This window comes from Croceibacter atlanticus HTCC2559 (assembly GCF_000196315.1).
GTDB lineage: Bacteria > Bacteroidota > Bacteroidia > Flavobacteriales > Flavobacteriaceae > Croceibacter > Croceibacter atlanticus.
The window spans coordinates 2736848-2758952 of the sequence record NC_014230.1 but is presented as its reverse complement, the minus strand read 5'-3'; the positions used below and the strand labels follow the sequence as shown (position 1 = coordinate 2758952).

The window sequence follows — 22105 nt, the reverse complement described above, 5'->3', positions numbered from 1 at the left end:
AATAACGCTATGCCAACTCCTACTATAAGAGAAATAAATATTGAAGATAATCCTCATGTTGCTAAGTGTGTAAGAGATGTTCTTATTGAATTTGGAGTTCCAAAAGTTGGTACTGCGTATGAAGATGCTTCTTTAGATTGTATGTATGAAACCTATAATCATCCAAAAATGGTTTACCTGGTTTTAGAGGAAAATTCTCAAATTATTGGAAGCGCAGGTATTGCTAAACTTGATAATCACAATGGAAATATATGCGAATTGCAAAAAATGTATTTTGCTCCAGAAGCTAGAGGAAGAGGTTTAGGTACCAAAATGATCGCAAAGTGCTTAGAGTATGCGAAAGACTTTGGTTTTGAAGCCTGTTATTTAGAAACAATGCCATATATGGATGCTGCCAGAGCTCTCTATGCCAAAAACGGATTTGAGATTATAGACAAACCTTTAGGAAATACAGGTCATTATTCTTGTACGGTATATATGCTTAAAAACCTAAAAAACTAATCTTCTAATAAATCTGGTCTTAATTCTTGAGTGCGTTTTACTGCTTGGTCTTCTCGCCACTCTTCAATTTTTGGTGTATTGCCACTGGTAAGTAATTCTGGGACCTTCCATCCTTTATAGTCTGCTGGTCTTGTGTAAATTGGAGGCGCTAACAATCCATCTTGAAAGCTATCTGTAAGAGCACTGGTTTCATTACCTAATACACCAGGTAAAAGTCTTATTACAGCATCACATAGTATTAGCGCACCAAGCTCTCCACCGCTTAATACATAATCTCCAATAGAAATTTCCCTAGTTATAAAGTGATCTCTAACGCGTTGGTCTACTCCTTTATAGTGACCACAAAGAATGATAATATTTTTTTGAAGTGATATTTGGTTAGCCATACCTTGTTTAAGTGTTTCACCATCTGGAGTCATATAAATAACTTCATCATAATCACGTTCAGATTTTAAATGTGTAATGCATTTATCTATAGGCTCAATCATCATAACCATACCAGCACCACCACCAAATTGGTAATCGTCTATTTGCCTGTAATTATCTGTTACATAATCACGTAAATCGTGAAAATGTATTTCTACATGACCTTTTTCGATAGCGCGTTTTAGGATTGAAGCTTCAAACGGACTTTTTAAAACATCTGGAACAACACTTATAATATCAATTCGCATAACAAGATTCTCTTTGTTTAAAGTGCAAATTTACAGCTTTATTACTCTATTAAGGTTGTTATCACTTGAGTTTTGGAATGCAAAGTTTTATGTACGGGACATTTGTCTGCAATTTGAAGTAGCCTTTTAATTTGTTTGTCGTCTAATTCTCCTTCAAGCTTAATTTCTCTTTTAAAAGTATCTATCTTCATATCGTCCGCTTCACAGGTTTCACAATCTATAGCGTGATCTCTACTGTAACTTGTATGAACCTCTACGTTGCTTACATGCCATTTCTTTCTCTTGGCATACATTTGAATAGTCATAGCTGTGCAAGCAGAAAGTCCGCCAGAAACTAAATCATATGGTGTTGGTCCTAAATCTTTACCGCCTACAGTCTTTGGTTCGTCTGCTTGAGAGTAATGATTGCCTAGTTTTAATTGTGTTGTAAATCCAGACTCTGCATCTAATGAGGCTACTACTTGGTGTGTAGAGTTAACTACAAAGGTTTCCTGTTTAATATCTAAATACCTGCTAGACCAACCTGCAATAACTTTCCCGATGTAAGTAGATTCTTCTTTCTCCATTAACAAATGGTTGGCACCATCTAATGTGATAAAACTTTTTGGGTGTTTGGCAGATTTGTATATTTCTTCAGCATTTATAATACCTACAGTTGTATCTTGAGGAGAATGTAAAACTAATAGTGCCGCGTTTAATTTACTAACTATTTGTGGTAAAGACTTAGTTTCTAAATCATCTAAAAACTGTTTTTTTATTTTAAAATCTCGTCCTGCAAGATTTACTGTTGCTTCACCTTGTTCTTCAATTTCTTCAATATTACTTTTTAAAAGATTTTTTACGTGAGTTGGGTTAGAAGGTGCCGCAATTGTAACAACTGCTTTTACATTTGGCAATTGCTCTTTTGCAAAAATTACAGCTGCGCCACCTAAGCTATGACCAACCAATAGAGTAGGAGCTTGTTTATGGTCTCTTAACCAATTGGCTGCGCATACTAAATCTTCTACATTCCCTGAGAAGTTTGTGTTTTCAAAATCGCCTTCACTATCTCCTAAGCCTGTGAAATCGAATCGTAAAACTCCAAAACCTTCATTAGTTAATGCTCTGGAGATATTCTTGGTTGCAGAAAAATTCTTTGTACACGTAAAACAGTGCGCAAATAAAACGTAGTTATGAGGCTGTTTATTTACAGGCAACTCTAACCTTCCTGATAACTCTTGACCATCTGCGTTTATAAACGTAATCTTTTCGAAATCCATAGTTGGGTAGTTTAAAGATGAGTCGATTTTATGGTGTAGTAATTACACTACCATAGGTATTAGGATATAGTTTCTATTTTTACTTCGTAATGTGTTATTCTATAACAACTAATTCTTTAATTATATAAATGTTTCTGTAAGTTTCTATCCTAGGATCATAAAATTGAGATGTCGTATAAGAAACCTCCACAGTTTTAGATTTTAAACTATTATAGTCTGCCTCTAAATCGTAATTTGAATTTATATAAGACATCCAATAAAAACGATTTGTTTTACCTGAGTCGTCTTTTAAAGAAAATGTGATAAAATCTGAGGTGTTTATTTCAGTAATTTCACCCACAATGTATCTCATTTCTGGCTCATCAGCTTCATCAGACATTAGGTTTGTTAATTTTAAAAGTGCGTCTGGGCATTGAGTTGCCATTCTTAAACCAACAACTTCACCTAATTTTTCGCCAGCCGAATCGAGATTATCAAAATCGATATCAAAATCTCTTTTTAGCTTTTTCATGTAAGGGTTAGATGCCTTAAGCATACACACACCAAGCTCTAGAGTTATTGCGTCTTCGCTCTTATCATCTGTATCTAGAGAGGTCATACAATTACAAGTTTCTAATGCAATGGTATCTAAATAATCTTGAGCTTTACTTTGCATAGAAAAGCAAACTAACAGACTTAGTAAAGCAAAGGTTTTAAATGAGTTCTTGAGCATTAATTTACTGTTTTAAAGGTAGTTGTGGTTTTAAAAGGATTTAGTTCTAAAGTTTCTAATTTAGATTTAAAATCACTCCATTCTTCAGAGAAAAACTTATTAGTCTCTAATAAAGCTTCATTTAACTGTGCTTTTGCTTGAGAAATTAATTGCTCTTCTGTAGCCGTTAATCCTTGTTGGCTACCACTAACATATTGATTGGCTAAGCCTATGCGTTGCATAACTGTAACTTCAGGATTTCTGGTAATTCCTTGTCTTTTATCAACCTTACCTAAATAGAGCGCGACAAGACTGTCTATCTTTTTATTAATATCAGAAATTTCCTTAAGTGTTTCTTTGTACTTGTCCTTATCTAAATCTTTAAGTCGTTTCTGAAAGTCTTTTGCTGTATTCTTACTTTCAACCAATTGTCTTACAGCATTTGCTGCAGTTTCTGTATAACCTTCTAATTTTTTTGAAGCATTGTACACCTCATTTATATTAGCTTCTGAAACTTTTAATCTAGGGTCTGACTTTACTGATATAGTTTGAGTTGATTTAGAATCACCATAAACCATCTCTAAAGTATAATTCCCAGGTTTCACAGTGGTGCCACTAGGTTCTCTTTTGGACTCTCTTATAGAACGAGAAGGTCTATCTACACCTTTTTCATCCATAAACCAGCGCATTTTATGTAAACCAGTTGAGTCTGGAGCTTTTTGCTTTAATGTTCTTATAAGCTTGTCTCCGTTATAAACATTTAAAATGATAGAATCCCAAACTATTTCTGGTTGTTCTTCTATATCTGAAGTTTCTTCTTGTTCTTCATCACCTTCAGAGTCCTTGTCTTTGTCATCTTTTTTAGACGCTTTATCTTCTTCTTTTTTAGTAATGTAATAAGATAAACGTGCTCCAAATGCTCTGTTGTCTCCGCTAAACATAGCATCTGCACCAAAGCGGCTTCCTGTAGCCTGCTGGTAAGCAGATTGGTAAGCAGTAGGTGGCTCAAATAATACCACACGCTCTTTAGTAAGATTGTTGTTTTTTGCCATTGCTCTTAATGGTCTAATATCATCTAAAATCCAGAAAGAACGTCCAAAGGTTCCTAATACCAAATCGTGTTCTCTAGGATGAATAACCATATCTTTTACAGGAACTGTAGGGAAACCATTTGTATATTTTGCCCAGTTGTTTCCAGCATCTATGCTTACATAAAGACCGTCATCTGTTCCTAAAAACAATAGGTTTCTTTCAATAGGATCTTCAACTATACTAAGAGTGTAGCTTTGTACATCTTCTGCATCTACAATACGCTTCCAAGTTTTACCATAGTTTGTTGTTCTAAACGCGTATGGTTCATAATTAAACCTTCTGTAGTCATTAACAACCAATAAAGCTTCTCCTTTATTTTTATTACTTGCTTTAATTTGAACTATCCAAGAGTTTTCTGGAACGCCAGGAAGATTAGAAACTTCTGTCCAGTTATTACCTCCATCTTTGGTATAATGAATCCTGCCATCATCTGTACCAGCCCAAAGCATATCTTTTTCGATAGGCGATGGCTCTATTACTAAAATTGTAGTATGGTTTTCTGCACCAGTGGCATCTAATGTTAAACCACCACTTTCGCTTTGTTTTTGTTTTTCTGGATTGTTAGTAGTTAGGTCTGGTGATATAACTTTCCACGTTTCACCTTTGTCTGTAGATTTGTGTACAAATTGGCTACCAAAATAAACCACATTACTATCAAAAGGATCTATGTTTATTGCAGAATTCCAATTAAAACGAAGTTGTACATCTGGATCTGGATGTGTTGGTCTTACACCATAATTATTTCCTGTTTTCCAGTCGTAACGGCTTACATAACCTTGTTGGCTCATTGTCCAGCCATATTGGCTATTGTCTGGGTCTGGAATAACATCAAAACCATCTCCAAATGAAATTTCTTGCCAGTATGAGTTACGTATACCTTGAGAACGCCACGTGTATGCAGGACCTCTCCAACTGCCATTGTCTTGCATACCTCCATATACGTTGTAAGGAAACTCATTATCTACATTTACGTGATAAAATTGTCCGACAGGAATATTATCTACAAATCGCCAAGTTTTACCGCCATCTTTGGTAATATTTAAGCCACCATCGTTACCATCTATCATAAAATTCCCATCTTCTGGATGAATCCACCAAGCGTGATGATCTGGATGCACACCATTACTCACACCATAAGCAGGCATGAGTTGCTCAAAATTTCTTCCGCCATCTTCAGATACATTTACATAAGTAAATACAGAATAAACACGATTTTCATTTTGAGGATCTACATAAATTTCTGAATAGTAAAATGGACGATTTCCTATGTCACTCTTATCATTAATTTTTCTCCATTTAAAACCACCATCTTCAGATTTATAAAGGGCATTTTTTTTAGCTTCAACTAAAGCATATACAATATTTGGTTTATTAGGTGCAATAGCTACACCAATACGACCTAAGTCGCCTTTTGGAAAGCCATCTTCTTCGGTTACCTTTTTCCAGTTGTCTCCACCATCATATGTTATATAAAGTCCAGAGCCTTCACCGCCAGATTTAAAAAACCAAGGATCGCGTTTGTGTTCCCACATTGCAGCCATAAGTTTATTTGGATTGCTAGGATCCATAATTAAATCTGCAGCTCCAGTTTTATTATTTACAAAAAGAACTTTTTTCCAAGTCTTACCGCCATCTGTAGTTTTAAATACACCACGTTCAGGATGTTCTCCCCAAGGTGAACCTATAGCACCAGCATAAACTATATTAGGATTTGTAGGGTCTATAACCACACGATGAATGTGGCGTGTGTTTTCTAATCCCATAGACTGCCAAGACTTTCCGCCATCTAAAGATTTATAGATGCCATAACCGCCATTTAAACTATTACGTGGATTACCTTCTCCAGTACCAACCCATATAACACTAGGATTAGACTGTTGTATTGCAACTGCACCAATTGATGCTGTTGGCTGGTCTTCGAAAATTGGTTCCCATTTAACGCCTCCAGAAGTTGATTTCCAAAGACCTCCAGATGCAGAACCTGCATACATAATATCTGGATTGCTAGTAACAACATCTATAGCTGTAATACGACCAGACATACCACTCGGGCCAATCTCTCGAGGCTCTAAGTTTTTAACTAGTGATAAGTCTAGTTTTTGGGCGTTAATTTGAATTGTTAGTAATAGTATAAAACTGGTGATAAGGTATTTCATGAGGTAGAAATAGTTTTTTAATTTTAATTACTTCTTCGCTTTGTTAGCATCAACTTTATTTTGATAGCGTTTCCAAAGTTCAGTTTGATGGGTCTCTAAACTAATATCACGACCATTTATAAAAGCTTTAGTAAGAATGTTAGTTCTCATATCTAGAGCGTCACCTTCAGAAATAAATAGGGTAGCGCTTTTGCCAACTTCTAGGGTGCCATAAGTGTCATCTATTCCTAAAATTTTAGCAGCATTTAGCGTAATTAGTTTAAGAGCATCTTCTTTATCTAAGCCAAATTGTGCCACTTGTCCTGCTTGAAACGGTAAATTTCTTGCATTGGCACGCTCCATAGATCCTGCATTCTGTATCGCTACTAATACACCAGCATCCATTAATAATTTAGGTAGTTTGTATGGCATATCATAATCATCATCTGCGGCATCTGGTAGACTATGTGTGCGTCCTGTTAAAACAGCGATATTATTTGTTTTTAACTCTTTAGCAAGGTTATGACTTTGGTAGCCTCCAACCAATACCATTTTTTCGATATTGAATTTATTCTTGAATGAAATTGCATCTATAATTTGTTTTTCATCATTTGCATGAACATATAATGTTTGGCTACCATCAAAAAGACCACGCATAGCTTTAAAAGGTAAATTTACTTGCGTATCCTTACCGTTATAGGCTTTGGCATTTGAAACAAATGTCTCCAACGTTGTAATATCGCTTTCGTAATTTTTATTGGGTTTTGCTGCTGGATCTTCACCTAACCACCAACGGCCAGTAGAAAATGGGTTTGGCCAATTTAAATGAATACCATCATCTGTCTTTACACTGGCATCTTCCCAGTTCCAAGCATCAAATTGTACAATAGACGATGTTCCTGAAATACGACCTCCACGAGGTGTGATTTGTCCTAAAAGTACACCGTTAGGTCTCATACTTTCGACAATTTTACTTTCTGCATTATAAGCTATAAGACTTCTTATGTGAGGCAACATTGTACCAATGTCATCTTCATCATCTGTAGCTCTTACAGCATCTATCTCTACAAGACCTAATGAAGTATTTGGTGCAATAAAACCTGGATAGATATGTTTTCCGGAAGCATCTATAACGGTACCTTCTTGTGCTAGTTTTACAACCTTAGCATCTGCCACAACAGATAGTTTACCATCTTTAATAACAATAGCACTATTTTTAATAACCTCGCCATTTCCTAAATGGGCTGTACCATTCATAATCATTATGGTTTCAGTTTGTTTAGGTGCTGGTGTTTGTTGTGCAAAACTTGCAACACTTATACAGGTGGCAAGTATTAAATTTATATATGTTTTCATGTAATTAGTTTTAACTGTAATAAAAGATTTAGGCATTAGATTACATTAATCTTCAAATACTTCAAGAGTATCACAATGCATATGTTGTTCTTCTTTTTTCTTTACAGGTTGTGTTTTAAGGCCCTTGTTTTTAGCTTGAAGCATTTGTGTGGTAATAACATTACGCAAACGTTGGTTTTCTTTACGTAAGGCTTTATCTTCTTCAATATCAAAGTAAACTTTACCTTCTATAATTGTTTTTTCAGCTTTAGAATAAATAGACATTGGGTGTCCAGACCAAAGAACTACGTCTGCATCTTTACCCACTTTAATACTTCCGACACGATCATCTATATGAAGCATTTTAGCAGGATTTAAAGTCACAAATTTCCACGCTTCTTCTTCACTCATGCCACCATATTTTACAGTTTTGGCAGCCTCTTGATTTAAACGACGGCTCATTTCGCCATCATCACTATTAATAGCTACAAGCACACCAGCATTATGCATAATAGATGCATTGTAAGGAATAGCATCATTTACTTCATATTTATATGCCCACCAATCACTAAATGTAGAACCAGCAACACCATGTTCTGCCATTTTATCTGCTACTTTATAACCTTCTAGAATGTGTGTGAACGTATTAATGTTAAAGTCAAACTGCTCTGCTACTTTCATAAGCATATTTATTTCACTCTGTACATAAGAGTGACAGCTAATAAAACGCTCTCCATTTAAGATCTCTAAAATGGTTTCCATCTCTAAATCTTTTCTGTAATTTCCAGATGCTTTATCTTTTTCGTATTGTTTAGCTCTTGTAAAATAATCTATAAACACTTGCTCAACACCCATACGTGTTTGTGGAAAACGAGAACGGCTACCCCAATTACTTTGCTTAACATTTTCTCCTAAGGCAAATTTTATGAATTTTGGAGAATTGTCATAAATCATTGCATCTGGAGTTTCTCCCCATTTTAATTTTAAAATTGCAGAACGCCCACCAATTGGGTTTGCAGAACCGTGTAGCAACTGTATTGAGGTTACACCACCAGCAAGATTTCTGTAAATATCTATATCGCTTGGGTCTACAACATCTTCCATGTTAACCTCTGCTGTAGAGTTATGTCCAGCTTCATTTATAGCAGTTCCTGCAATATGCGAGTGCTCATCTATAATCCCAGATGTAAGGTGTTTACCAGTACCATCTACCTCAATAGCTCTACCTGCTGATAGGTTATTTCCTATTTTGGCAATTTTTCCATCTTTAATTAAAACATCGGTTTTTTCTAAAATGCCTTGATCTTCATTTGTCCAAACAGTGACATTCTTAAATAAGATATCCTGTTGCTTTGGCTGTTCACTAAACCCATATGCAGTGTTAGGATAGGTAAGTGGCATAACTGCAAACTCTTCATCTTTAGCGTCGTCTTCATCATCTTTGTCATCTTCCTTTTCATCTTGAGATGTAGTAGCTGTTTTAGTAGCTGTAAATCGTGCTTCGCTACCGTTATACAATATTGCTTTACCACTAATTGAATTCGGATTTCTTGGAACAGATGCAATTAGGCGCGTGTATTCTTTTTTGTTTTCATCTGGAGATGTTAATACAAGTGTCATCCAATCATTTGCAAATGTAAGTTTGGCACCTAGTTTTTTGTCTCCTGTTGTTACTTTAGCTTTTGGTTTTTCTGAAGTTCCACTAATAGTAAGTTTATAAGAAGTATTATCAATAGTTAAATTATAATCGCCATTAATATCATTAACCTGCATCTTGTTAACTACGTGTTTTTGTCCTTGCACCCAGTTTTCAAATATTTTTGTGTCTTCTTCAAATAATTCACCAGATGTAATTATAAAATTAGCGTGTGCACCTTGTTTAAGCTCACCTAATTTCCCTGATTGTCCCAACATTTGAGCTGGTATTGTCGTTAAAGCTTCTAGAGCTTTTTCTTTAGAAAGGCCTCTTTTAATAGCCATCATTAAGTTTTTATGAAACTCTTTAGGCGATTTTAAATCGTGCGTTGTGAAGGCAAACATCACGTTATTTTCTGCCAACCATTTTGGATTGCTTGGTTGTTGGTTCCATTCTTTCATAGACTCCAAATCTACCATTCCAGCTAAATAAGGATCTTCTACATCGTAAGCATCTTTAAAGTTAATAGGTAAGATATATTTAGCATTGGTGTTTTTAATAGCTTCAATACTTTTATATTCATCGCCGCCACCAACTATAATGTAGTTAACGCCAGATTCGTCACCAACTTTATCTGCTCTTAAATCATTTAAATAACCTTCTGCCAAGAAAATTTGTGGAAGATTTTTGTTGTTATTTAATGCTTCTAAAGCTAAATCTTTAGTAGTAGCATTTCCATTTTGATACCATTGTGCATCTAAATATACTTGGCGTAGTAGTGCCATAGCTCCCATAATAGATGTTGGGTAAGATTGTCTTGAGGTTACGCTTTTGTCAAAAGATAAGAACTGAGCAGATTTATCTACTAGCAATCTATCGTTTTGAGTACCTTCATCATTTAAAGCTACCAGCATACCTGTACCTCTAATAATTGCATCTGGTACGTGAGTATTTACAACTCCAAATCCTGCATCCTGCAATTCTTTAGCGTCTTTAGTATTATACTTAAAATGCTCTACTGCATTAGTTTCAGGTCTTATATGATCATTCCAATAGTAGCCTTCTCTTGAGGCATCATATTGGGGTTGGCTAGAGTTATTGCTTCCTCTTTTTGGCTTGTCTATACCAAAACTAGAATACGCATCTATAAATGACGCATAGATATGGTTACCTTCTGCATCAACCTGCACAGCATTTTGAGGAATGTTTACAGATTTGCCAACAGAAACAATTTTGCCATCTTTAAGGAGTAGCATTCCGTTTTTAAGTGTTGTTGAAGGATTTGTGTGAATAACTGCATTTTTAATAACAGTATAATTGGTGTTCTTGTCAGATTTTACACCGTCATTTTTTGGGAAATAATCTTGTGCTGAGATGGTTACAGATACTAACAGCATAAGACTACAAAGGAAAGGTAGCTTCATTAGGTAATTTAATTTAGTTGAATTGCAATAAAGATAGAAGATACACTTTCGATTATCGAAACGTTAAGATTTTTTTAACAAGCGTTAAGAAGTTCTATAAAAGATTTTTTTCGTCAGAATAATAGTTCACCAATAATGCAACAACGTAGCTATAGCTAGCCATACCTCTTGGTTGGTTATTTGCTTTTAGATATCCGTCATAAAATAGAGCAAAAAGTGGCTCTAATTGATTTTCGTAGGACAGCCAAAAATTTCTAACCTCATTATAATTAGCCATAATCCCACAATTTACTTTAAACAGCAAGTCTACACCAACAGCAGGATCTCTCCTAAAAATTTCATTTAAACAATATCTTAGAGCAAATGTATACCCAGAATACCGCATATAAATATCATTGTGGTTTAAAGTATTTAGACAGGCAATGAAATTGGCTTCATTTTCTTTAGCATACCCTAATTGGTGTCCTATTTCATGGCTTATTGTAGTAGGTAGTTTATAGGGTAAAACATTGCTGTTTATTTGAGACTCATTTGTAAGTGGATTTAAATATCCATTAAAGCCCATGTAACTTAACGGTACACTAAATAGTGAAGTTTTTACACTTGGCGCATTATACTTAAGCTCTGGATAACTCTCTTTTAAGTCTGAATATCCAGAAATTGCCAAATCGTATATTGTATCTTTTGAATAGTTAAAAGCTACGGCTGTCGAATCGTTTTTAGCAAGTTTTAGCTGAAGCTCATTAGAGCGTTCAATTAAAATATTGGTAAGTGTAATAAGCTGTTCGTCTGTATAATTATCCTCAATACCTAAGCTAATATGTAAGGGTTCTCTGTAGTAATTAAATCCCCAAAACAATTGAAACATAAAGTAAATAACAGAAAGTGTAGCTACAGCATCTATAAACCACACTTTTATATGTTTAAACTTTGTCTTAATTCTCAGAAAAAACCAGCGTAGTAATAGTATTATAAAAAGAGCATAAATAAGATCTCCAAAAGAAAACGGAAGAAGACCAAAAACACTACGCTCTAAATACGACAAGTACTGATAAAGACCTAAACTATACCATTGCTCTACACTGTTAGGAAACTTACTAAGTATAAATATACCTAGTATTTGTATAGGTAAGAATAGGGCTAATATTAATTTGGGATGACGTTTCATAACTTTTCAAAGTAACGTAATATTAACCGAATTCTTATAAAGTAACTTGTACTTTAAAAGACCAAGCTACCCTTAATTTTAAAGTGAGTATGATCTCTTTTATCTTATAACCTATACCTTTGCAAAAAATTAAGACAGAAAACCATGAGTGATATTATAAGAAACTTAGATCCTAAGCCAGTTTGGAAAAACTTTGCAGACCTAAATGCTGTTCCAAGACCTTCTAAAAAGGAGGAACGCGTTATTAAATTTATGAAGGATTTTGGAGAACGCTTAGGCTTAGAAACCTTAGAAGATGAAGTGGGAAATGTAATAATTAGAAAGCCAGCTTCTAAAGGAATGGAAGATCGTAAAATGGTAGTGATGCAAAGCCACTTAGATATGGTGCATCAAAAAAATAATGATACAGACTTCAATTTCGATACTCAAGGTATCGAGATGTATGTAGATGGAGATTGGGTAAGAGCGAAGGGCACAACATTAGGCGCAGATAATGGTTTAGGAGTTGCTACAATTATGGCGATCTTAGAAAGTGAAACAATTGTACATCCACCAATTGAAGCATTGTTTACTATAGATGAAGAAACAGGAATGACAGGTGCACAAGGATTAAAGCCAGGTGTATTGCAAGGTGAAATACTGTTAAACTTAGATACTGAAGAAGATGATGAAATAGGCGTAGGTTGTGCTGGTGGTGTAGATGTTACAGCAACACGCACTTATAATGAAGAACAAACTCCAGAGCATATGTCTGGATTTAAGATTACTGTAAAAGGATTACAAGGTGGCCATAGCGGTATGGACATTATAAAAGGGCTTGGAAATGCTAATAAGTTCATGAACAGACTCCTGTTTGATGCTTATGAAAATGTAGGCTTGAGAATACATAGTATTAATGGCGGTAGTCTTAGAAATGCTATACCAAGAGAAAGCGTTGCAGAAGTAGCTGTTGAGAATATACATAAAGATGCGTTTGAACTTGAACTAAATGTTTTAGCAACCACCATAAAAACTGAGTATAAAACTCTTGAGCCAGAATTAGAAGTTGTTATCGAAGCTATTGAAACTCCTGAGACAATTATGGATCTAGGTGTGCAAGAAGGATTTTTAAGAAGTATCTACACCGCACATAATGGTGTTTATAGAATGAGTCCAGATATTGAAAACCTTGTTGAAACTTCTAATAATATAGCAAGGATAACCTTAGGAAACGGTGAGGTAGAAGTGCTTTGCCTTACAAGATCTTCTGTGGAGTCATCAAAAACTGATTTGGCTAATGCACTAAGAGCATCATTCGAGCTATCAGGATTTGTAGTTGAGTTTTCTGGAGAATATCCAGGATGGCAACCAAATATGGATTCAGATATCTTAAAAGTGCTTGATAAAACATACAAGTCTTTAAATAATGGAGAGCAAGCACATATTGCAGCTTGTCACGCTGGATTAGAATGTGGTATTTTAGGACAGCACTATCCAGAGATGGAAATGATTTCTTTTGGGCCTACCATTAGAGGTGCACACAGTCCAGATGAACGCGCTAGTATTTCTTCAACAAAGAAATATTGGGAATTGGTATTACAAGTTTTAAAAGAAATACCTATAAAATAAGTTCTTGAGACATTATAGGTTAAGCCCGATACTAAGTTTATAAATATAGTATCGGGCTTTTTTCTGCCATAATTTCAGCTAAATATGGCACTTAATTAATTATGTGCCATTATAGCAATTCTGCAATATAATTTAACACTTCTTTATCATTTGTCCTTAGCAGTAGCTATATGTAGTCTAAGCGTGAATCATAATTTGATAACCTCCTATTAATGGTGGTTTTGGCATCCTCGCACAGTCATTGCACCCTATGTACTGAACTTTTAAAAATAGATATGAAAGTATTAGTAATAGGCGCAGGAAATATGGGACTAACCTACGCAGAGGGCATGGCAAAATCGCCATACCTTAACCGAAGAAATTTAATGATTCATGATGTTTCAACAGAAAAAATGTTAGAGCTAAGTGAATTTCCACATTTTGACACCTATAACAACCTAGAAGATTGCCTACCACAAGCAGATGCAGTATTTATTGCCGTAAAGCCTTACCATAGTGAAGAGCTTTTTGAGAAAATGAAAGACAAGGTGAATAATGACCAAATCTTTATCTCTCTAATGGCAGGTATTACTATTGATAGTATACAAGAAAACTTAGGTATAAAGAAAGTAGTAAGAGCTATGCCTAACCTGCCAGCTAAAGTTGGTTTGGGTATGACCTCTTTTACAGAAGCCAAAGAGATAAGTAGAATTGAGTTGCTAATGGTAAGAAACCTTTTAGATACAACTGGTGAAGCTATACATGTAGAAAATGAACGTTTCATAAATGCTTCAACAGGTATTTCTGGTAGTGGTCCAGCATATGTATTTTATTTTATGCAATCTATGATGGAAGCTGCTCTAAAAATGGGCTTTACCACAAACGATTCTAAAGTATTAGTAGCACAAACTTTTGAAGGCGCTGTAAAATTATTTAATGAATCAGATCTTTCTCCAAATTCTTGGATGGAACGCGTAGCATCTAAAGGCGGTACAACACGTGCAGCTTTAGACTCAATGGAAGATAATAACGTAAAAGAATTAATTAAGGAAGCTGCTTATGCAGCATTCGATCGAGCAACAGAACTCGGAAAATAAACATGAAAACTCAAAAAAACACCATGGACAATAAGAGAGTAGTTATAAAAGTAGGAACTAACGTGATGACCAATAAAGACAATCGCATATTAGGTCCTGTATTGAACGAACTCGTAAGACAAATAGCAGAATTATATGAGAATAATATTTCACCAATATTAGTATCATCTGGATCTGCCATTGCAGGAATGGAAGTGTTAGGAGATTGTAAAGCAACAGACCCATCAACAAGAAGACAAATATTTTCTTCTGTTGGTCAACCTCGTATGATGCGCCATTACTATAGTTTATTTCATGATTACGGTATGCGCTGTGCACAAGTATTAGCTACCAAGCGAGATTTTGCACCAGGTAAGCATAGAGAAAATATGATAAACTGTTACGAAGGATTAATTAATGAAGGTATTGTTCCTATAGCAAATGAAGATGACGCAGTATCACTTAAAATGTCAATGTTTAGTGATAATGATGAATTGGCAAGTTTAGTAGCAGAGCTTACAAATGCAGATGCCTTAATCTTATTAACAGATACAGACGGACTTTATACAGGTCATCCAGATGATGATGATTCTGAAAAGTTAGATAAAGTAAATGTGGAAGAAAATGTAGAACAATATGTGCAAGCTTCAGAAAAATCTGAAGGCGAAGGACGTGGTGGAATGAAGTCTAAGCTAAAGATTGCTAAGGCTACTGCTAAGAAAAACATTCCAACATTTATAGCAAACGGAAAGCGTAAAAATGTAATAGTAGAGCTGTTGGAAGGAAAAGATATCGGAACCAAGTTTTACGCATAAACAAGGAAAATTTAATTAGAAAGAACGACTATGAAATTGATAAACACAGAATTAAAGAATAACGTTTTAGGATCTATGATGAGAATCTTAGATGAAAGACGCGAGGATATACTAACTGCAAATAAGAAAGATCTTGATGCTTTTAATAAAGACAATCAAGCCTTATATGACAGGTTAGTTGTTAATGACAAAAAGATTGATGGGATGATACAGGCAATAGCCGAAGTAAAGTCTCAAGATGATCCTGTGAGTAATGAGATCTCTAATACAACGTTAGACAATGGTTTAAACATTGTAAATAAAACAGCACCATTTGGTACCATCATGATTATTTATGAATCTAGGCCAGATGTAACTATAGAGGCTGCAGTACTTGCATTTAAAGCCAATAATAAGATATTACTTAAAGGTGGTAAAGAAGCACATGAAAGTAATGTTGTCTTGGTTGAGTGCTGGCACCAAGCATTACAAGAAAACAAATTACCAAAAGATTGGATTAAAATGTTGGTAATGAACCGCACAGAAACTCAGGAGTTCTTGAAAAATCCAACAGAACCATTAGACCTTATAGTACCACGAGGTGGTGAACGCCTTATTGCATTTGTAAAAGAACATGCTAAATGTGCTGTATTGGTAAGTGGTAGAGGTAACAACTTCTTATATGTAGATAAAGATGCAGACTGGAAAAAAACTCTGGAAGTTATTATTAATGCTAAGACAGATAAAATTTCAGGATGTAATGCTTTAGACAAAGTTTTAGTAGATAAGAATATTGAAGACTACGAGTCTAAATTAAAAGATTTAGATAAAACATTATCTAGCTTAGGTGTTGAGATAATTGTAGATAAAAATGTAAACGCTATCTTATCTGAGCGCGATTTAATCTCTAAAGATGAGGTGTGGTTTGAAGAGTTTTTAGCTATGAAAATTGCTATAGGAGAAGCAGATGGAATTGAAGATGCAATTTCAAAAATAAATACCTATAGTGGTGGACACTCAAGTGCAATACTAACTGAAGATAAAGCCGTTGCTACGCACTTTATGGAAAATATTGATACCGCTGCAGTATACCATAACGCGTCAACCAGATTTACAGATGGCGGCCAAATGGGTGTAGGAGCAGAGCTCGCAATAAGTACAGACAAGTTGCACCACAGAGGACCATTAGGTCTTAAACAATTGGTAGCCAATAAATACTATGTATTTGGAGATGGACAAGTAAGAGTTTAATCTCATTTAAAATTATGTATAAAAAGGCATCAAGATATTCTTGATGCCTTTTATTCTTTACAGTTATATTAAATGCCTTTTTTCTCGAAAAATGAATTAATCATTTACATTTGTTAAAAAAATTGTAAATTGAATTTATTAGTGTTAAAAATTTCACATTAATTATTTTAATGTATTGATTTTTAATTCGTTAAAATTTAAGTTGTTTTAACTATTAACCAAAGTCTTCCATTGAATAGTATTTCAGATAATCATATCCTTGTTGCTTTAGGTGCAAGTGCAGGTGGCTTAGAAGCTTTAAATAGTTTTTTTTATAATGTCCCAGAAGATAGTGACTATACATACTTAATAGTCCAACACTTATCTTCAGACCATAAAAGTCTTATGGCAGAGTTGTTAGCTAAAAAGACTAAAATACCTGTTACAGAAATACAGCAAAATACAGAGATAGAGCGAAATCATATTTATGTTATTCCGCCATCTAAGAATCTTGTAATTGAAAATAAACACCTTAAATTATTAGACAAACCAAAAGGACAACAGCTTAACTTACCTATTGATATACTTTTTGAATCTTTAGCTAAAGAATATAGGCAAAATGCTGTAGGTGTAATATTAAGTGGTACTGGTAGTGATGGCTCTAGAGGAATACGCTATATAAAGGAAGAAGGTGGCTTAGTCTTGGTACAGCATCCAGAAGATTCAAAATTTGGAGGTATGCCTCAAAGCGCAATAAATACTGGCTTTCCAGACTTTGTAGTACCTGTGGAGGATATGAGTAATGAAATTACAAGTTACTTTGACAGTAGTAACATTTTAAGCATTACACAAGATTTTACTAATATAGATGACTCTGCACTAAGAGATATATTAAGCTTACTTAAAAGCAAGACAGAAATAGACTTCAATCTGTATAAAAGACCAACATTATTACGCCGTATTATTAGGCGAATGAGAATTCATCAATTAGAATCATTAAGAGAATACTATAAGCATTTAAAGAACAGTAAAGATGAGGTAGATATTATTTACAAAGAATTTTTAATTGGAGTTACAAAGTTTTTCAGAGATGAAGAAATGTGGCGCCTTCTTGAAAATAATGTGATACCTAAATTAGTAGCAGATAAACAAGAAAATGATATTCTCAAAATTTGGGATGTAGCTTGTAGCACTGGAGAAGAAACTTATTCTTTAGCAATCTTGTTTTTAGAAGAAATAGCTAAACAGAAAAAAAACATAGAGCTTAAAATATTTGCTACAGATATATCTCAATTTCATTTAGATATTGCCAGTAAAGGCGAATACAGCAAAAGCACTTTGGTAAATGTAGATCCAAAATATCTAGCCAGATATTTTAAAAAGGATGATGATACTTTTAAAATTGCAGAAACTGTAAGACGCACCGCAATATTTTCAAATCATAACATTCTAAAAGATCCACCTTTTAATAAGGTAGATATGGTAATGTGCAGAAACCTATTAATTTATTTTCAGAATGATGTACAGCAAAAAGTATTTAATGTCTTGCACTTTAGCTTAAAACTAGAAGGTTATTTAGTTTTAGGATCTAGCGAAAGTCTAGGAGATGAACGTGATAACTTTGATACCATTAGTAGAAAGTGGAAAATTTTCAAAAACATAAAAGCTTCCAGAGGCTTAAGAACAGAAACTTTACATGCTTCTAGTGACAGAAAGTTTAGAAACAAAAGAAGAACAAACCCAGATATCGTTGCTAATTCTAATATGAAGCAACGAAAAATAGAAGAACTATTAAGCTCATCTATCTTAAAACAGTTTAATGCTACGAGTATTTATATAGATGAAGATTATAATATCTTAGAAGCACGTGGTAACTTTAGGAAATTTGCAAATCTACCTAACTCAGGTTTTACAACTAACCTGCTTAAAATGCTACCTGAAGAATTTAAAATACCACTAACAACTAGTATAAAACGATCTAAACGCCTTAAGGATACGCAAGTCATTTCAGAGCGAATCATTTTTGTAAATGATGATGGTCAAACAGCTGTAGATCTAAGAGTGCTTCCAATTTTAGATGATAACTCAAATAAAGTAACAGAGTTTGTGGTATCACTAATGGATCAAAACATTGAGAGTATAAATGAAACTGTTATTGAGCGCACAAGTATTAGTGAAAGTGCCACTTTACGAATAAAAGATCTCGAGGAAGAAATAGACCTTGTTCAAGATGAATTAAATAAAGCTATAGAGGATACGGAAATAAGTAATGATAAGTTACTAGCTACAAATGAAGAGTTGTTGGCAAGTAATGAAGAGTTGCAATGTACAAATGAAGAACTACAAAGTGTAAATGAGGAGCTAAATACTATAAATACAGACCATATTCAAAAACTTGATGAATTGAGTGCTTTAAATGAGGATATTAATAACTTACTTACAAGTACCAATCTAGGTGTGATATTCTTAGACGCTAAGTTAAGAGTGCGAAAGTTTACGCCAGCTATTAAAGAACATTTTGATTTATACCAAGCAGATTTAGGTAGGCATATAGATAATTTTGTTGTTAGTTTTGGAGAAAACAATACCAACAATATTGTCACTAATGCAGAACGTGTTATTAATACAGGAAAAGTTTTTGAAAAGAAAATTATAAGCAAAAACAATCGTCACTTTTTACAACGCATATCTCCGTATATAACAACTGCTGGAGAAATTAATGGTGCTGTAGTTACATTTATAGATATAGAGCGTATTCATAAATCTCAAGAAGAGCTAAGAAGAAACCAGGCTAAGTTTAAAGATTTTTATGAAAATGACCCTGTAATGCATGCTAGCATAAGTCCAGATAGCGGAAACATTGTGGATTGCAATAAAATATTTTATAAAACTTTAGGGTTTAAAAACAAAAAAGAGATTTTAAATAAATCTATTTTTCATTTTTATAATGATCAATCTAAAATAAAGGCAAGCGATTTAATTAATGAAATAAAAAATACAGGTCAGATTCAAAACGAAGACATGACCTTGGTTGCTATAGATGGCAGAGAAATACATGTATTGCTAAACTCCAAGCTTACAAAAAATATACACGGAGAAACAATAACTATGGGAACGCTCATAGATATTACAGCTCTTAAAGAAACAGCAGACAAGTTAGCCAAGAGACAATTAGATTTAGAGATGGCTAACAATGATTTGGAGCAATTTGTGTCTATTTGTTCACACGATTTAAAAGAACCACTAGCAACTATTCGATTTGGAAGTGAAATGCTAGACAAAAACTTTAGCCACCAACTCGAATCAAAAGGTAAAGAATACATAAGGTATATTCATGAAGCTGCCGGACGTTTGGCAAATCAAATAAATGCCCTACTTGAGCATAGTAGAATAGGGCAAAACAGTGAAAAGCAAGATGTAGATTTAAAACAAGTGTTAGATACTGTTGTTATGGATCTTGCTAAAAGTATAAATGATTGCAAAGCAAAAATTTCTATTGCTAAACTGCCAACTATTAAAGGGTATGAGGTAGAGTTGAGGTTACTATTCCAAAACTTACTTTCTAATGCTTTAAAGTATTGTAAAAAAGGTGTTACTCCAGATATTAGAATATCTTATTTTAAAGATAATGATCATTATATCTTTTCTGTGAATGATAATGGTATTGGTATTGAAGAAATAGATCTAGAAAACATATTTAAAATTTTCAATAAAATACATAGAAACGATAATATTGAAGGTACAGGAATAGGCTTAGCCCATTGTGACAAGATTGTAAAACTGCACGATGGTAAAATTTGGGTAGATTCTCAACCTGGCGTAGGAAGTACTTTCCATTTTAAGCTTAAGGCTTAATAAATAATCTTAGTTTTGCGTAAAACTTAAGCAATGATCAAGGCAATTTTATTTGATATGGATGGTGTTATTGTAGATACTGAACCTCTACATAAAAAAGCCTATTACAAGATGTTTGAAGATTTTAGCCTACCCGTTTCTAAACCACTTTATGAGTCGTTTACAGGGCAATCTACCCTAAATATCTGTAAGCGATTGGTAGATGAATTTAAAGTAGATCACGCTCCAGAAGAGTTAGTAGCTAAAAAACGCCATCATTTTAAGTATCTATTTGAAAATGATGAGAGCCTTCAGCTTATTTCTGGTGTGGAAGACTTAATTAAAGATTATTACGCTAACGGTCTTACCTTAGTATTAGCTTCTTCAGCATCTATGCCTAATATTAACAGGATTTTCGAAAGGTTCAATTTAAATCAATATTTTGTAGCCAAGTTAAGTGGTGCAGACCTTAAAGAGTCTAAACCCAATCCTGAGATATTTGTAAAGGCAGCCGAGGCATCTGGACAACCCAAAGAAAATTGCTTAGTAATCGAAGACTCAACTAACGGTATTAAAGCAGCAAAAGGTGCTGGTATTTATTGCGTAGGTTACGATAGCAAACACTCTACAAACCAAGACTACAGTTTAGCAGACAAAGTGATTTCAGATTATAAAGAAATTTCTTTTGCCAACTTAATGAGGTAACTTAGTCCTTAATACACCATAAAGAAGAGTTCCCAATAACGCCCCAATAATTACAATTAGAATAGGCCAATATCCTGCGCCTATAAGAACATACATTGGTCCTGGACACGCGCCAACCAAAGCCCAACCTAAACCAAAAAAGATACCGCCAACTAAATATCTTGTAATGCTAAATTCTTTAGGCGTTGGGTTTATTGCTGCTCCATTAAGAGCTTTAATTTCTTTCTTCTTTATTAAATAAAGGCCAGCAACACCAAGTATAACTGCCGATGCAATTATGCCATACATATGAAATGATCCTAATTGAAACATTTCATAGATTCTAAACCAAGACGCAGCTTCAGACTTGTAAAGAACTATTCCAAAAAGAATGCCTATACCTAAAAATGAAATAAACCTCATAACTTAAAATATTAATGGAAATAGTAAATGAATCATAAGTAAACCACCAATAAAAAACCCTATTACAGCTATTAGAGATGGTGTTTGTAAGTTACTTAACCCAGAGATAGCATGTCCAGAAGTACAACCACCAGCATACCTTGCGCCAAACCCAACCAATAAACCACCAATTAATAAAATTAGGATGTTAAATGGATTGTCTAAGGCTTCAGCAGAAAAAATCTCTTTTGGTAAGTAAGAACTGTTTACACTATTAAAGTTGTAATCTTCTTGCAGTTGTGTAGCAATTACAGGGTTTATGGTAACTACATTATTCGAGAAAAATGTTGACGCCAAAAAACCACCAATTACAACTCCTAGGACGACAGTAAGATTCCAAATATTTGCTTTCCAATCAAACTTAAAAAAGTCAGCAAATTTTTCGGCACCCATAGCAGAACACATTGTTCTTAAATTAGAAGACATCCCAAAAGATTTACCGGCAAATAGTAATAAAAACATCACCAATGCTATAAGTGGCCCAGAAACATACCAAGGCCAAGTGTCATATATAAAATCCATA

The 22105-nt window shown here is 34.2% G+C and carries 16 protein-coding genes; 7 read left to right on the top strand and 9 right to left on the bottom strand.

Annotation, left to right across the window (positions count from 1 at the left end):
* Positions 1–9: 9 nt before the first annotated feature.
* Positions 10–501 carry a GNAT family N-acetyltransferase gene (locus tag CA2559_RS12540; RefSeq protein ID WP_013188281.1) on the top strand — a complete coding sequence of 164 codons (492 nt, stop codon included), beginning with the start codon at positions 10–12 and terminating at the stop codon, positions 499–501.
* Here CA2559_RS12540 and trmD read toward each other — a convergent pair.
* From trmD to CA2559_RS12505, 7 genes are all read right to left on the bottom strand, one after another.
* Complete coding sequence (gene trmD / locus CA2559_RS12535; RefSeq protein WP_013188280.1) at positions 498–1175, bottom strand: tRNA (guanosine(37)-N1)-methyltransferase TrmD; 678 nt, start codon at positions 1173–1175, stop codon at positions 498–500. The two genes, CA2559_RS12540 and trmD, sit on opposite strands and share 4 nt — an antisense overlap.
* Positions 1176–1216: 41 nt before the next feature.
* Positions 1217–2434 (bottom strand): bifunctional alpha/beta hydrolase/OsmC family protein, encoded by a 1218-nt coding sequence (locus tag CA2559_RS12530; RefSeq protein WP_013188279.1) that lies wholly within the window; start codon positions 2432–2434, stop codon positions 1217–1219.
* Between the two features lie 94 nt (positions 2435–2528).
* The gene (locus tag CA2559_RS12525) at positions 2529–3146 is read right to left on the bottom strand and encodes a hypothetical protein (protein ID WP_013188278.1); all 618 of its coding nucleotides are present in this window, start codon (positions 3144–3146) and stop codon (positions 2529–2531) included.
* Positions 3146–6373, bottom strand: coding sequence for a VPS10 domain-containing protein (locus CA2559_RS12520; RefSeq protein ID WP_013188277.1), 3228 nt, complete (start codon positions 6371–6373; stop codon positions 3146–3148). The genes CA2559_RS12525 and CA2559_RS12520 overlap by 1 nt, the downstream gene beginning before the upstream one ends.
* 27 nt (positions 6374–6400) lie before the next feature.
* On the bottom strand, positions 6401–7708 hold the full coding sequence (locus tag CA2559_RS12515) for an amidohydrolase family protein (RefSeq protein WP_041241234.1): 1308 nt from the start codon (positions 7706–7708) through the stop codon (positions 6401–6403).
* A 45-nt stretch (positions 7709–7753) separates the two neighbouring features.
* Positions 7754–10747, bottom strand: coding sequence for an amidohydrolase family protein (locus CA2559_RS12510; protein ID WP_041241025.1), 2994 nt, complete (start codon positions 10745–10747; stop codon positions 7754–7756).
* A gap of 94 nt (positions 10748–10841) precedes the next feature.
* Positions 10842–11915, bottom strand: coding sequence for a DUF3810 domain-containing protein (locus tag CA2559_RS12505; RefSeq protein ID WP_013188274.1), 1074 nt, complete (start codon positions 11913–11915; stop codon positions 10842–10844).
* Between the two features lie 144 nt (positions 11916–12059).
* Between CA2559_RS12505 and CA2559_RS12500 the strand changes: the two genes are divergently transcribed.
* The 6 genes from CA2559_RS12500 to CA2559_RS12475 all read left to right on the top strand — a co-directional run bounded on the left by CA2559_RS12500 (position 12060) and on the right by CA2559_RS12475 (position 21141).
* Positions 12060–13523: an aminoacyl-histidine dipeptidase gene (locus CA2559_RS12500; RefSeq protein WP_013188273.1), complete on the top strand. Its 1464-nt coding sequence runs from the start codon at positions 12060–12062 to the stop codon at positions 13521–13523.
* 275 nt (positions 13524–13798) lie between these two features.
* Positions 13799–14599 (top strand): pyrroline-5-carboxylate reductase, encoded by an 801-nt coding sequence (gene proC, locus CA2559_RS12495; RefSeq protein WP_013188272.1) that lies wholly within the window; start codon positions 13799–13801, stop codon positions 14597–14599.
* Between the two features lie 2 nt (positions 14600–14601).
* On the top strand, positions 14602–15393 hold the full coding sequence (gene proB / locus CA2559_RS12490; protein ID WP_013188271.1) for a glutamate 5-kinase: 792 nt from the start codon (positions 14602–14604) through the stop codon (positions 15391–15393).
* Positions 15394–15423: 30 nt separating this feature from the next.
* Positions 15424–16623 carry a glutamate-5-semialdehyde dehydrogenase gene (locus CA2559_RS12485; protein WP_013188270.1) on the top strand — a complete coding sequence of 400 codons (1200 nt, stop codon included), beginning with the start codon at positions 15424–15426 and terminating at the stop codon, positions 16621–16623.
* 231 nt (positions 16624–16854) lie between these two features.
* A complete protein-coding gene (locus CA2559_RS12480; RefSeq protein ID WP_013188269.1) occupies positions 16855–20457 on the top strand; it encodes a chemotaxis protein CheB in 3603 nt (1200 codons plus the stop codon).
* 33 nt (positions 20458–20490) lie between these two features.
* Positions 20491–21141: an HAD family hydrolase gene (locus CA2559_RS12475; protein WP_013188268.1), complete on the top strand. Its 651-nt coding sequence runs from the start codon at positions 20491–20493 to the stop codon at positions 21139–21141.
* Here CA2559_RS12475 and CA2559_RS12470 read toward each other — a convergent pair.
* The gene (locus tag CA2559_RS12470; RefSeq protein WP_013188267.1) at positions 21130–21543 is read right to left on the bottom strand and encodes a DUF6691 family protein; all 414 of its coding nucleotides are present in this window, start codon (positions 21541–21543) and stop codon (positions 21130–21132) included. The genes CA2559_RS12475 and CA2559_RS12470 overlap by 12 nt on opposite strands.
* A gap of 3 nt (positions 21544–21546) precedes the next feature.
* The gene (locus CA2559_RS12465; protein ID WP_013188266.1) at positions 21547–22104 is read right to left on the bottom strand and encodes a YeeE/YedE family protein; all 558 of its coding nucleotides are present in this window, start codon (positions 22102–22104) and stop codon (positions 21547–21549) included.
* Position 22105 lies beyond the last annotated feature (1 nt).